The organism is Pseudomonas sp. XS1P51, from assembly GCF_054897845.1.
This window is the reverse complement of sequence record NZ_CM142707.1, coordinates 1,957,210-1,970,489: the sequence shown is the minus strand read 5'-3', so window position 1 is coordinate 1,970,489 and position 13,280 is coordinate 1,957,210. Positions and strand designations below refer to the sequence as shown.

Here is a 13,280-nt window from a genome sequence, read left to right as displayed (position 1 = left end):
TCAGGCGCCAATGACGGTTGCCATCGGTGCGATGCGGACACCGGCGTTCTCCAGTAATGCGCGCAGGTGTTGCGCCATGGTAGTTGCGCCCGGGGTGTCGCCATGCACGCAGACGGTGTCGATGCGTACCGGCATGCGGATACCCTCCACGGTGGTGATCGCTTGTTCCTCGATCATGCGCAACACGCGAGCGGCAGCCATTTCACTGTCATGGATGACCGCCCCCGGCAGCTTGCGTGAGACCAGATTGCCGTTGGCCGCGTAGGCGCGGTCGGCGTAGATTTCCCGAGCCATGCGCAGGCCTAGCTGCTCGCCGGCACGCTCGGTTTCCAGGCCTGGCATCACCACGAAAATCAGCTCGGGGTCGACCGCTTTGATGGCCCGCGCCACCGCCATGGCCAATTCGGGATCTTCGTTGGCCATGTTGCCCAGCGCGCCGTGGGTCTTCACGTGTTGCAACGGTAAACCGGCAGCTTCGGCCAGTGCCTTGAATGCACCGATCTGATAAATGATCTGTCGTTCGATCTGCGCCGGGCTGTCGCCGCGGATCTGTCGGCGGCCGAAGCCATGCAGGTCGAGAAAGCTGGGGTGGGCACCTACGGCCACGCCTTTTTGTCGGGCCAGGTCCGCGGTGTTGAACATGATGTCCGGGTCACCGGCATGAAAGCCGCAAGCGATGTTGGCGGAACTGACGATGTCCAGCATGGCGCTGTCGTCGCCCATCTTCCAGGCGCCGTAGCCTTCACCCATGTCGCAGTTCAAGTCGATAAGCATAAAGTTACCTGTGAGACGTTTGACGCCGTCATTGATTAAGTTCGACCCCGGCAGTATGCAAGGGCAACAAGGGGTGTGGAAGGGGTAGCTTTCAGGTGTGTATATTGACAGAATACCTACGGTATTCCAAAAGCATTCCATCATTTGGCGGAGAATTCAGCAGTGAACACCGAGGAGCAGGAGTCGCCCTTCCGAATCGCGCCCATCGCCGATCATGCGCTGTATATCGACTTTGGCGAGGTGATCGATGTCGCGGTCAATGAGCGCGTCACCGCGCTGGCGCGACGGGTCGCCGGGGCTGGAATCAACGGTGTGACCGGGCTCATCCCGACCTACCGCGCGTTGACGGTGGCCTACGATTGCACGCGTATTCGTCAGTCCCGCTTGCGTGAACATTTGGAGCGACTGCTGGCCGAGCCTGACGCGACGGCTGATCCCGTGCGTTGCTGGGAAGTGCCTGTCGCCTATGGCGGCGAGCACGGAATCGATCTTGTCTGGCTGGCCGACCATCATCACCTCGCGCCTGTCGACGTGATTCGCCTGCATAGCGCGGTGAGCTATCGGGTTTACATGATCGGCTTCATGCCGGGGTTCGCTTATCTCGGCGGCCTGGATGAGCGCCTGCACACCTCGCGACGCGAATCCCCGCGCCTGAAAACGCCCGCCGGGACTGTCAGCATCGGTGGCATGCAAACCGCGGTGGCGTCCGTGGAAGCCCCGAGCGGCTGGAACCTGATCGGCCGTACACCTGCGCGCAGTTTCGTGCCCTCCCGTGAGGATCCGTTCCTGTTCCGGGCTGGTGACGAGATTCGCTTCGTGCCCATAGGTGTCGATGAGTTCGACGCGTTATCCGCACAACCGGATTACCTCCCGCAGTGGACCTGGCGCACATGAGCAGTTTTCATGTTTTGAATCCAGGTTTGCTCACCACGTTGCAGGACGGTGGTCGGGTCGGTTACGAGGATCGTGGCGTACCGCCTTCCGGTGCGCTGGATGAGCTGAGCTTTGCCATCGCCAATGCCTTGGTGGGAAATCCTGCCGGTACCGGCGCCCTGGAGTTCACCCTCGTCGGCGGTCGGTTCCGTGTGGGGCAGGGTGGCTGCGTGATTGCAGTCACCGGTGACATGGAAGTTTTCATTGATGAGCAACCGGTCGGGCTTTATCAGTGCCATGTGCTGCGCTCGGGTGCGGTGCTGAAAGTCGGTCGGGCATTGAGCGGCGCGCGGGGTTATCTGGCAGTGGCGGGTGGTTTCGCAGCCGAACCGGTGCTGGGCAGTGTCTCTACGCTGATGCGGGGCGAATTGGGCGGTTTCGCCGGGCGTGCCATCACCAAGGGTGACGATCTGCCACTGACGGCCCCCTCACAGTACCTGCCGCTGGCGGCCCGGGCTCCGGCGCAACGCTTTCTGCCGCAGCGTGAGCATCGCCCGTTGCGTGTGGTGCTGGGCCCGCAACAGGAACATTTCAGCCGCATTGAAATCGATCGATTTCTCAGCGAGTCCTTCCAGGTGTCCGCGCAGAGCGACCGGATGGGTTACCGCATGACCGGCCCGGTGATCGCTCACCTCAAGGGGTTCAATATCGTGTCGGACGCCATCAGCACCGGCAGCGTGCAGATCCCGGGCAGCGGGCATCCGATCATTGCCATGCACGACCGCCAGACCACTGGCGGCTACCCGAAAATCGCCACGGTCATTCGTGCCGATCTGGCGCGCCTGGGGCAACTCAAGCCGGGTGACTGGCTGACGTTCGCCGAAGTGTCGGTTGAAGAGGCCGAAACCCTGTGGTGCGAGCGTCAGGTGCTGCTCAAGGCTTACCTCGATGATCTGCTGATGCGCTACCGCCGTCGCAGCTGAAAGCCCCCATTTTTAAACTCAGGAATCACCATGATGAACGAGCCTGTCAGCATCCATCGCGGCACGTTGCCGTTGGTGATCAGCATTCCCCATGCCGGTACCCGCTTGACCCCTGCGGTCGAGGCGGGTCTGGTGGCAGCGGCCAAAGGCGTGCCGGACACCGACTGGCATATCCCGCGCTTGTATCAGGTCGCCGTGGAGCTGGGCGCCAGTGTGATCGCCGGGCAGTATTCGCGCTTTATGATCGACCTCAATCGTCCCGAGGATGACAACCCTCTGTACGCCGGGGTCACCACCGGGCTCTATCCGGACATCTTGTTCGATGGCGTTCTGTTGTTCGAAGAAGGGCAGGCGCCTTCAGCGGTCGAGCGCGCCACTTATCTGGAGGGCATCTGGTGGCCCTATCATCAGGCTCTGGAGCAGGAGCTCAAGTGTCTGCGCGAAACCTTCGGCTACGCCCTGCTGTGGGACGCCCATTCGATTCGTTCGGTGTTGCCGATGCTGTTTGATGGTGCGTTGCCCGACTTCAATCTCGGAACCTTCAACGGCGCCAGCTGCGATCCGCAATTGGCCAGCCGTCTTGAGCCGATCTGCGCCAGTGCCCAGGGCTACAGTTACTCGCTCAACGGTCGCTTCAAGGGCGGACACATCACGCGCCATTATGGCCGGCCGGAATCCGATATCCATGCGGTGCAATTGGAGCTGACGCAACGCAGTTACATGGAAGAGACCGCGCCGTTTGCCTACCGCGAGGATCTGGCGGCACCCGTTCAGCAGGTGATCGAACGCTTGCTCAAAGAAATGCTCGCATGGGGGCGAGAGCGCTACGGGCGTTGAAGGCGTATCCCGTGAGAACACTGAAGGGGTGGAGAGCTTGCCCTGCTGGAACCGGTGCTACGGTGAATCTGGAAGCGCGCGGTTCAGAGCAGGGGATGAGGAGTTAATTGATGATCGAGCGAATCGGCTCTTTGGGTGCCGGGTCGTAGCCCACCAGATCCAGGGTCAATTTGGCGTAAGTGCCATCGGCGTTCATGTCGGCCAGCGCCTTGTTCACCGCTTTCACTAGATTGTTTTTGCCCATCTTGAAGGCGAAGCCTTTCTGGATGTGACTGACGTAGTCGTCGGTCATGACGATGGGCAGGTGCACGGTTTTCATCAAGTAAGCGGCACTGATGGAGTCGGTGATCACCGCATCGGTGTTGTGGTTGACCAAGTCCTGGATCGCGTCGGATTCAGCCTTGTAGTTTTTCAGTACCGCGCCTTTGTCTTCGGCGATGGCGCTGAAGGTCGTGGACACCTGCACTCCGACGTTCTTGTCATGCAAGTCCGCCGCCGATTTGATCGGTGAATTCGGCGGTGTGACGACCCTTCCGCCTGACTCCAGCCAGCCATCGGAGAACAGAATCTGCTGCTGACGCGCTGGTGTGATGTCCATCGCCGCGCTGATCACATCGAACTGATTGGTCTCAAGACCCACCAACAGTGCATCCCACTTGATCAATACAGGGGTGTATTCCAGATTCAGCCGTCGGGCGACCTCCTTCATGACCCGAATCTCCAGGCCATCGAGTTGCCCACTCGCACTGCGCATGCTGAACGGCGGGAAGGTGCTTTCGGTCGCCACCAGTAATTTGCCTGGATGGATCAACTCCAGTGGCTCATCGGCACTCGCCCAAGCGCCAAACGTCAGCACCGACAGTGCAGCGAACATTTGCAGGACATTTCTGACTTTCATGGTCACGCTCTCTTTGCTGGTTGATATTGAACTCGGTGATGGGTGCAGCCTTGGCCGCGAGAGGCCACAGAGGCGAGCACCCTTGCTTGGCATGGGCAGGCCGGGGCGTTATTCCATCAAGCTAATCGAATCAATCAGTCAAATAATCAGCAGCGGGCGCGCTCACTGGCGAGCAGTGACATGAACTCGCAGAGCACCGTGGCACCCAGCAGCGAGGTGATCTGTCCCGGGCCTTCATACATCGGGCTGATTTCGGTCACGTCACACCCGACCAGGTTGATGCCGTGCATGGCACGCAGCAGTTGCAGGGTTTCGCGCGTGGACGGTCCGCCGGCTTCCGGGGTTTGCACGCCCGGCGCTGAGGCCGGGTCGACGAAGTCCATGTCGAAGGTGATGAATGTCGGGCGGCCCGCGGTGCGTTCCTTGATGCGTTCGGCCAGGGCCTGGATGCCCATTTCGAACATCTGGTCGGTGGTCACCACTTCGTAACCGAGGTCGATCGACTGGCTGATGTCGGTGGTGCGGAACAGCGAGCCGCGCAAGCCAATCTGGATCGAGTGTGCCGGGTCGACCAGGTCCTCTTCCACGGCACGGCGGAACGGCGTGCCCGCGCTGTAAAGCTTGTCGGCGAAGTACTTATCCCAGGTGTCACTGTGGGAGTCGAACTGCACCAGCGCCACCGGACCGTGTTTGGCGGCCACTGCACGCAGTTCGCCCAGGGTCACCGAGTGATCGCCACCGATGCCGAATGGCACGACCCCTGCGTTGACCAGCGCACTGACCGCTTGCTCGATACGAGCCAGGCATTCTTCTTCATAGCCCGGAACCACAGCAGCGTCACCGGCGTCGGCGATGTTCAGGGTTTCGAAGATATTGATGTTGTCACGGTAAGGGCTGATCGGGCGCAGCATCACCGACATGGCGCGCACGGCGTTGGGGGCGAAACGCGAGCCGGTGCGGAACGCCGCGCCGGAGTCCGACGGCAGGCCGATGACCGCGGCGTCCAGGCCCTCAAGCGTGTTTGCCATCGGCAAGCGCATGAAGGTGGGCACACCACAGAACCGTGGTGTGGAAAGGGAATCGGTGGGCAATACGCTCATGTCGTGCTCCAGGTACTCAGCATGTTCGAGGCCAGCGGCGAGCATGGATAGCCATCGGCGAGTCTCGGGTTACGGGTTTACTCTGGCAGCACAATCGCCGCACGACTGTCGCCGGCCAGCGTGCGTAGGGCTGCAGCCACTTCCTCCAGGGCTGCACCCTGCAGGTCAAGCAACGGCTGGCGAACCGAGCCGCCCTTGAATCCGCGCAGGTTCATGATGGCTTTGGTGGTTTGCGGCTGGCCGTGTTTGCGAGCCAGTTCGCGCAACGGGAACCACAGGCGGTGGAGTTCGATCGCGGTCTTCGCATCGCCACCTTCGAGGGCACGATAGGTCGCCAGGATCAGTTCGGGCAGGGCGCCGCTGTTGGTGGAACTGATGCCGTCGAAGCCCGCCATCATCGGGCCGGCGAAGACCAGGTCGGAGGCGCAAAACAGCTTGATCTTGTCGCCCAGCTTATTGGCGATGCGGTCGATCACGGTCGGGGTCAGGTCGCCTTGCTTAAGACCCACAACCCCCTCGATGGCCACCAGTTGTTCGATGACCGGCACTGACAACGTGATGCCAATGCCCGGTGCGTTGTAGATCAGGATTCCGGTTTTCGACAGTGGCGCGATCTGTTTGAAGAAGCTGACGATTTGCCCGTCGGTGATTTCTGAAACGAACGGCGGGGTGACCATGGGCAGGCCGCCCAACTCGCCGGCCAGTACGGTGAGTTCGCGCACGGTACGGGCGTCGGAGCCTGCGGTGCAGAGCATGACCGGTACGCGGTCCGCGACGATGTCCATGACGCGGCGGAACATTTCGGCGCGCTCCGCAACGGTCATGACCGGGAATTCGCCATAGGTGCCGCCAATCAACAGGCCGTCATAACCGAGGTTGATCACCCGTTCGATGTTCTCGGCCATGGCGGCGAAGTCGAACTCGCCGGTAGCGGTGAAGGGGGTGACGGTGATGTTGAAGATGCCGTGAAGGCGTTCGCGGCATTCCTGGATCGATTGCATGGTGATCTCCGGGTAAGGGTGAACTGAAAGGACGGGTTGATATTGTATTAATTGTAATCATATGTACAATAAAAATCTCAAGCAGGCGAGGCGATTGTTTTTTTGCTGAACTGCGCAGGTGGTGGGCGCGGGTGTCCTTGGTAGGATGTACGCACTTTTCTTTTCCAGAGGTTCACTTTTCATGGTTCCGTCAACCGGTCAGAACAGCCGCCGTCTGGCCAACCAGATCCTTGACGTCGTGCGCAAGGCGCGTTTCGAGCCTGGCCACCACCTGCGTGAACAGCAATTGGCGGACCTGCTCGGGGTGTCGCGCACGCCGATCCGGCATGCGCTGACCTTGCTTACCGAGGAAGGCATCGTCGAAAGCCGGCGCAATCAGGGTTTTTTCCTGTTGAAGGCCTTCGATGCGTTGCAGCGCGTCGAGTTGATTGTGTCGTCGAGCCTCGAAGAGTCGCTGTACGAGCGGCTGGTCAATGACCGCCTGAGCGGTGCCGTCGCCAATTCCCTGACCCAGACCGAGATCGGCAAGCGTTACAACGTCGACCGGGTGACGCTGATGAAGACCCTCACGCGTATGGCCGAGGACGGTTTGCTGCTGCGCAACAAGGGCCACGGCTGGAGTTTCCTGCCGACTCTGGACAATGACGAGGCGCTACGTGCCGGTTACCAGTTCCGCCTGATGGTCGAGCCGGCCAACTTCCTGCAGCCCAATTTCACGCCCAATACCGCCGTCCTGGAGCGCTCTCGCTTACAGCATTTGTACTTGGCCAGTCATTCAGATTCCGCAGCGGTCAGCAACGCGCTGTTGTTCGAAACCGATGCGGCTTTTCACGAGATGTTCGCCGAGTTCGGCGGCAATACTTTTGTGCTGCAGGCCATTCAGCAGCAAAACCGCTTGCGCAAGCTGTTGGAGTTCGCCGGTTATGCCAATCGACGCCGGGTGCGTGATTGGTGTTCGGAGCACATGGCGATCATCGACGCGGTGTCCGCCGGACAGTTCCAGGTCGCCAGCGAGCTGATGCGCAAGCACCTCACCCATGCCGATGGTGCCGCCCAGCCCGGCAAAAAAATCGGTAAAAAGCCAACGATCAAGCGCGCCAGGCCGCCACGAGAACCCGTCGCCACACATTCCTGATGGCCCGCACCGGGCCGTCGCATACGTTGACAGAGAGGTTTTTATGGATTTGGGATTGCAAGGCAAGCGTGCCTTGGTACTGGGCTCCAGTCGCGGGCTGGGGCTGGCCATCGCGCAGAGCCTGGCAGCCGAAGGCGCGGCAGTGACGCTGTGCGGGCGCAGCCGCGAGGTACTGGCCAATGCCGTCGATAAATTGCTGGCAACGGGAGCCACAGCGGACTTCATCGAACTCGACCTGGCCGATCCGAAACAGCGCGTCGAGGCTCTGGAGGCGTTGATGGCCGATGGCCGAGCGTACGACATCCTGGTCAACAATGGCGGTGGCCCGGCTCCGGGGGCGATTTCGGCGGTGGCCACCGCGCAGTGGCAGGGCGCGTTCGACAGCATGGTCAGCGCCATTTTCGAAGTCACCGCCCGGCTGTTGCCCGGCATGCGTGAACGCGGCTGGGGTCGGGTGATCAACGTGGTTTCTTCCGGCGTGGTACAGCCTATCCCTAACCTTGGTATCTCCAATGCCCTGCGGGCCAGTGTGATCGGCTGGGCCAAAACCCTGGCCGGTGAAGTGGCCGCCGAAGGGGTCACTGTCAACTCGGTGGTGCCTGGCCGCATCGCCACTGCGCGGGTGGGTGAGCTGGACGAAGCCGCCGCCAGGCGCACAGGCAGCACCGCTGAAGCAGTGGCCAAGGCCTCGCGCAACACCATCCCGATGGGACGCTATGGCGAACCGGCGGAATTCGCCGACGCGGTGTGCTTCCTGGCCAGCAGTCGCGCTGGTTACATCACCGGCAGCACCTTGCGGGTCGATGGCGGGCTGATCCGTAGTCTCTAACACCCTGATCTGACCCTGATGGGCCGCTCGATGTCGGGCGGTCAGGCATACTCACGGCATGTGGTGATCTATATGTATCACTATATGCAATTAATGGGATCGAAAACACCTCATGTTCAAACCTGTGCTGGCGCAACGCATGCGCCGAGTTCGTCCGTCCCCGACCGCCGAGATTTCCGACAAGGTGCGAGCGCTGACCGCGCAAGGTCATAGTGTCATCAACCTGGGTGAAGGTGAGTTGGACTTCGCTACCCCACCCGCCATCGCCCAGGCCGGCATCGACGCGATCAAGGCGGGTGAAACCAAGTACACCGCCGTGCCAGGGACCGCGCGCCTCAAGCAGGCGATCATCGACAAGTTCGGCCGTGAAAATGGCTTGAGTTTCGGCCCCGGCGAAGTGATCGCCGGAGCCGGTGCCAAGCAGTTGATCTTCAACGCCCTGCTGGCCACGGTCGAAGCCGGCGACGAGGTGATCATCGCCGCGCCTTACTGGGTGTCTTACCCGGACATGGTGGCGCTGACCGAGGGCACGGTGCGGGTGGTGGACTGCCACGAACGCGATGGCTGGAAACTGCAGCCGGCTGCATTGGAAGCGGCCATCACCGAGCGCACCCGCTGGGTATTGCTCAACTCGCCAAACAACCCGACCGGAGCGGTGTACAGCGAAGCCGAGATTCGTGGCCTGACCGATGTGTTGCTGCGTCATGAGCACGTATTGGTCTTGGCCGACGATATCTATGAGCACACGCGTTTCGGCCGCCCGTTTTTCACCCCTACACAAGTCGAACCCCGGTTGGCCGAACGCACACTGACGGTCAACGGCCTGTCCAAGGCGTTTTCCATGACCGGCTGGCGTATCGGCTACGCGGGCGGGCCGAAGTGGCTGGTCGATGCATTGGGCGTGTTGCAATCGCAAAGCACCTCCAACCCCAGTTCGATCTCCCAGGCGGCGGCCGTCGCGGCGCTGGAGGGCGGCACGGGTTTCATCGACGAGTGGATAGAGCGCCTGGCCGTGCGCCGCGACCGCGTGTTGGCTAGCGTACGACGTATCGACGGGTTGAATTGCGCCATGCCGGAGGGTGCATTCTATCTGTTCGTTAATTGTCAGGGCATGTATGGCAAGCGCACCCCGGATGGCGTGTCGATCGGCAGTGACCTGGACTTCGCCAGCTACCTGCTTGACAGCGCCAAGGTCGGCACGGTGCATGGCTCGGCGTTCGGCGCGCCGGGGTATTTGCGCATTGCCTATGCGGTGGATGACGCTGTGCTGGATATTGCCTGCCAGCGGATCGAGGCGGCCTGCGCGATGTTGGTGTAGGACGCAAGATCGGTGTTTGCCTGCGACACTAATGATCGCGGGCAAACCCGTGAAGGCGACCGCATGGCCGCCTCCAGGCTCGAACTATTACACTTTGAGCAAAGGCCGCTCCAGTGTCCCAAGCACCCGATAACCCGTTTCGGTAATCACCACGGTTTCGCTGACGCCAACCGTGAACTCGCCGTAAATGCGCAAGGCCGGCGGGATGTGGAAACTCATGCCCGGCTGCAGCAGTGTCTTGACACCACTGTACAGGCTCAGGATTGCGCCTTCGCCCCAGTCGGGGGCGAACGAGATGCCGACCGAATAGCCAGTGCGTTTCTTGAATGCATCGGTGTAGCCGGCGCGGTCGATGACCGCCTGGCAAGCGAAGTGCGAAGCCTCGCAGGGTTCGCCTGGACGCAGGGCTTCGAGGGCGGCCTGGAGGGCTTCCTGGCAGACCTTTTCCATCTCAATCGCGACTTTCGGCGGCTCGCCAACCCAGGCCGAGCGCATCAACGCGGCGTGGTAGCGGTCGTGGCTGGCGGCCATTTCCAGAAACGCCGGTTCGCCCTGTTGCAGGACGCGCCGCCGCCATGTGCCGTGGGGGATACCGCTGCGTGGCCCGGTGGACACCAACGGTTCCATGCCCATGTATTCCGAGCCTGCCGCAATTGACGCTTGCAGCATGGCCGCCACCAGATCGTTCTCGCTGGCTCCGGCTCTTACCGCTGCCATGCCCGCGCGCATCCCGGCGTCGACGTAGCGCGCCGCGTGTTCCAGTTTGCCAATTTCGGTCGCAGACTTGACTGCGCGTAACTGTTCGATCTGCCCGGCGCCGTCGAGGATCGTCCCCAGGCTGGCCTGTAGCGCTTCATACACCGTAATGGGCAGGAACCAGCCGCGCTTGTCGATGGCGATCCGCCGATTGGCCCAGCCTTTGTTCTCGATGGCCGACACCAGGAAGTCCACCGGATCGTCGCCGTCCAGATATACCGAAGCGTCGCTGATAAAGGTGTTGGAGATGAAGTTGAAGTACTCCAGCTGCCGGATGATGAACATCGGCTCGCCGTCCACCGGCAGTACCAGGGCCTGGAAGGTGTAGTAACCGGGAGTCTGCTGGCCCGTCAGGTAGAAGATGTTCTCGGGGCCGGTAACGATCATCACGTCGATGCCGGCGGCTTGCAGGTTGGCCTTGGCGCGCTGCATGCGACCTGCATATTCCTCGGCGCCGAAGGCCGACTCGCCACCTTGGCGAATGTTTAGGGGGGGTGTTTGCATGTTCAAAAGCTCCGAATAAGTTGGGTGTGACGGACATTCAGTTCGACGCCAAGACCTGGGCTCGCGGGCAGTCGGGCCCAGCCGTCGAGGTAGTTCACGGGGCTTGCAGGATCGTCCATCAGGCCGTCGGCGCCATACAGCTCGGCGAACTGCGGCCTACTCGCGCAGGCGACGTGCAGGGCCGCGGCGGTGGCGGCCGCGCCCTCGTTCATCTGGCCGATCATGCAGGGTACGTTGGCCGCGGTCAGCCGCCGAACCGCCGCCATGCACGGTGCGATGCCGCCGAGCTTGACCAGTTTCAGGTGCGCCCATAGTGCGCCGCCCAAACTGCACAGGCGTTCGACATCGGTTTCGCCGGCCAAGCCCTCGTCAAGCATCAGCGGCAGAGGTGTACGCGCGGCGAGTCGCTCGATCGCCGCCCAGTCGCCAGCGGCGATGGGTTGCTCGACATAGGCCAGGTCAAAGTAGGCGAGGGCATCCAGATGCTCCAGTGCCTGGGCCTGCGACCACTGGCCATTGACGTCGACGGCGATTTTCACTTCGTTGCCGAAGCGTTCGCGCAGCGCGCGCAACCGGCGCAGATCCTGTTCGAAATCGGCAACCGCGATTCTTACCTTGAGGTCGCGAAAGCCCCGCGCTACGTATTGCTCTGCCTGGCTCACGAACACCTCGAAGGGTGACCAGAACAACGTCTGGTTGCTGGCGTAACCGATGTCGATGCCCGGCGTAGCACCCAGCCAGGTTGCCAGCGGTATGCCGGCGCGGAGCGCCAGCAGGTCGTGCAGTGCGCAGTCGATCAGGCTGCGCACCGGCATGCTGACAAGCGCGCCCCAGTGCGCCATGTTTGCCAGCAACTCGGCCGGGTCGACGCTCAGGTCCAGGCGGGACAGCACCTGCACCGCCTCGGTGACTATTTGCGGGGCGCTGTAACCATTGAGGTAGGCGATGTTGATGCGCACTTCGCCGAGCGCCTGATGCTCGCCATCGTTCAGGCACAAGTACAGCGCCTGCAACTCGCCGACGCTGCCAGACGCTGCGGTGTGCAGTTGCACGCCGTTGCCATAGTGCAGATCCGCCCGGTGCAGTGATGCCTGCAGGGTCATTCGCCTACCCTGGGCATCATCTGCAGTGCGATGTCACGGTAGATAAGGCTGGCGGCAATGAACTCGTCGATCGGTACGAACTCGTCGGGTTTGTGCGCGACCGCCAGCGTGCCGGGGCCGATGACCGTGCCGGTCGTGCCCAGGCTGCGAAAGTGCACCAGGTCGCAGCCGCCCTGGAAGCCAAAAGGGCCGGCGATGCCATGGTTGTGCTCGCGGCAGGCGGCCAGGCTGGCTTGCACGATGGGTTCTTCCAGTGCCGTTTCCGTGGCACCGCCGGTGGTGGGTTTGTACTCCAGCACTTCGGCGCGGACCCCGAAGCGCTCGTTGGCCAGCGCGAGCAGTTGCTCGATTTCCAGTTTCACGGCGGCCTCGTCCTCTCCGGGCACCATGCGCCGGTCCAGCAACAGATCACAGGCCCCTGGCAGCACGTTGTCGGCATGCCCGCCGTGGATGCGCGTCACGGTCAGGCTGGCGGTGCCGACCAGCGCGTGACAGTTACATTTGACCACCGTGTCGTGGTGCTGCTCGACCAGGCCCAGCAGTTGTGCCGCACGATAGATCGCGTTCTCCCCCAGGTCCGGGGTGCCGGAGTGGGCCGTGACCCCGTGTACCCGCACCAACGGTCGCAAGCTGCCCTTGTGCGCGGTATAGGCGCAGTTGGAAGTCGGTTCGCCGATCACCGCGAAGTCGATGTGCGGCGGTTGGTGAGCGACATAGTGCTTGGCGCCCTCGCTGGCGATCTCCTCGTCGGCGGTGAACACCGCCATCAGCGTACCCGACCACAGCTGGCGGGCGGCGATGAGCATGCGCGTGGCTTCGATCATCGCCACCATCGGCCCCTTGGCGTCGCAACTGCCGCGGCCATACAGCTTGCCATCGGCTTCATGCAGCACGAAGGGGCCGGTCTGCCAGCCGTCGCCGGCCGGTACCGTATCGATGTGGGTATTGAAGGCGAAGGTCGGGCCAGGGCCATTTTTGAAGGTGGCGATGACGTTGACCCGGCCCGGCTTGTATTCCGACAGCGACAGGTCGAAGCCTTCGGCTTCGAGCAGGTCACGCAGGCACAGCGCCGCCTCCAGTTCGTGGCCCGGCGGGTTTTCGGTGTTGATCGCGACCAGCGTGGCGAGGTCGCGTTTCATGCGGTTGAAATCGGGTTGCGTGGTCATGGC

Annotated in this window: 13 protein-coding genes; 6 read left to right on the top strand and 7 right to left on the bottom strand. The window is 62.1% G+C overall.

Annotation, left to right across the window (positions count from 1 at the left end; translation table 11 throughout):
• Window positions 1–774, bottom strand: coding sequence for a LamB/YcsF family protein (locus ACYZUD_RS09045; protein ID WP_462023662.1), 774 nt, complete (start codon window positions 772–774; stop codon window positions 1–3).
• 162 nt (window positions 775–936) lie between these two features.
• On the opposite strand from ACYZUD_RS09045, the gene pxpB reads away from it, so the two are divergent.
• Genes pxpB through hutG form a run of 3 tightly spaced genes read left to right on the top strand, consistent with a single transcriptional unit; the run spans window position 937 to window position 3,467 of the window.
• The gene (gene pxpB, locus ACYZUD_RS09040; RefSeq protein ID WP_462023661.1) at window positions 937–1,668 is read left to right on the top strand and encodes a 5-oxoprolinase subunit PxpB; all 732 of its coding nucleotides are present in this window, start codon (window positions 937–939) and stop codon (window positions 1,666–1,668) included.
• On the top strand, window positions 1,665–2,630 hold the full coding sequence (locus tag ACYZUD_RS09035; protein WP_462023660.1) for a 5-oxoprolinase subunit C family protein: 966 nt from the start codon (window positions 1,665–1,667) through the stop codon (window positions 2,628–2,630). Before pxpB ends, ACYZUD_RS09035 begins: the two co-directional genes overlap by 4 nt.
• 33 nt (window positions 2,631–2,663) lie before the next feature.
• Window positions 2,664–3,467: an N-formylglutamate deformylase gene (gene hutG, locus ACYZUD_RS09030; protein ID WP_462025208.1), complete on the top strand. Its 804-nt coding sequence runs from the start codon at window positions 2,664–2,666 to the stop codon at window positions 3,465–3,467.
• Between the two features lie 103 nt (window positions 3,468–3,570).
• On the opposite strand, the gene ACYZUD_RS09025 is transcribed toward hutG, so the two are convergent.
• The 3 genes from ACYZUD_RS09025 to ACYZUD_RS09015 form a co-directional block, all read right to left on the bottom strand.
• Window positions 3,571–4,365, bottom strand: a complete 795-nt coding sequence (locus tag ACYZUD_RS09025; protein ID WP_462023659.1) for a transporter substrate-binding domain-containing protein — start codon at window positions 4,363–4,365, stop codon at window positions 3,571–3,573.
• A 146-nt stretch (window positions 4,366–4,511) separates the two neighbouring features.
• Window positions 4,512–5,465 (bottom strand): agmatinase, encoded by a 954-nt coding sequence (gene speB, locus ACYZUD_RS09020; protein ID WP_462023658.1) that lies wholly within the window; start codon window positions 5,463–5,465, stop codon window positions 4,512–4,514.
• A gap of 77 nt (window positions 5,466–5,542) precedes the next feature.
• Window positions 5,543–6,466: a dihydrodipicolinate synthase family protein gene (locus ACYZUD_RS09015; protein ID WP_462023657.1), complete on the bottom strand. Its 924-nt coding sequence runs from the start codon at window positions 6,464–6,466 to the stop codon at window positions 5,543–5,545.
• 181 nt (window positions 6,467–6,647) lie between these two features.
• On the opposite strand from ACYZUD_RS09015, the gene ACYZUD_RS09010 reads away from it, so the two are divergent.
• The 3 genes from ACYZUD_RS09010 to ACYZUD_RS09000 all read left to right on the top strand — a co-directional run bounded on the left by ACYZUD_RS09010 (window position 6,648) and on the right by ACYZUD_RS09000 (window position 9,748).
• A complete protein-coding gene (locus tag ACYZUD_RS09010) occupies window positions 6,648–7,601 on the top strand; it encodes a GntR family transcriptional regulator (protein WP_462023655.1) in 954 nt (317 codons plus the stop codon).
• 43 nt (window positions 7,602–7,644) lie between these two features.
• The gene (locus ACYZUD_RS09005; protein ID WP_462023653.1) at window positions 7,645–8,430 is read left to right on the top strand and encodes an SDR family oxidoreductase; all 786 of its coding nucleotides are present in this window, start codon (window positions 7,645–7,647) and stop codon (window positions 8,428–8,430) included.
• A 112-nt stretch (window positions 8,431–8,542) separates the two neighbouring features.
• Entirely contained in the window at window positions 8,543–9,748 is a 1,206-nt protein-coding gene (locus tag ACYZUD_RS09000; RefSeq protein WP_462023652.1) for a pyridoxal phosphate-dependent aminotransferase, read from the top strand.
• 87 nt (window positions 9,749–9,835) lie between these two features.
• On the opposite strand, the gene ACYZUD_RS08995 is transcribed toward ACYZUD_RS09000, so the two are convergent.
• From ACYZUD_RS08995 to ACYZUD_RS08985, 3 genes are read right to left on the bottom strand one after another with little or no spacing between them, the layout of a single operon-like run.
• Complete coding sequence (locus tag ACYZUD_RS08995) at window positions 9,836–11,008, bottom strand: M24 family metallopeptidase (RefSeq protein WP_462023651.1); 1,173 nt, start codon at window positions 11,006–11,008, stop codon at window positions 9,836–9,838.
• A 2-nt stretch (window positions 11,009–11,010) separates the two neighbouring features.
• A complete protein-coding gene (locus ACYZUD_RS08990; RefSeq protein ID WP_462023650.1) occupies window positions 11,011–12,111 on the bottom strand; it encodes a mandelate racemase/muconate lactonizing enzyme family protein in 1,101 nt (366 codons plus the stop codon).
• Entirely contained in the window at window positions 12,108–13,277 is a 1,170-nt protein-coding gene (locus tag ACYZUD_RS08985) for a M20 family metallopeptidase (RefSeq protein ID WP_462023649.1), read from the bottom strand. The genes ACYZUD_RS08990 and ACYZUD_RS08985 overlap by 4 nt, the downstream gene beginning before the upstream one ends.
• Window positions 13,278–13,280: the final 3 nt, after the last annotated feature.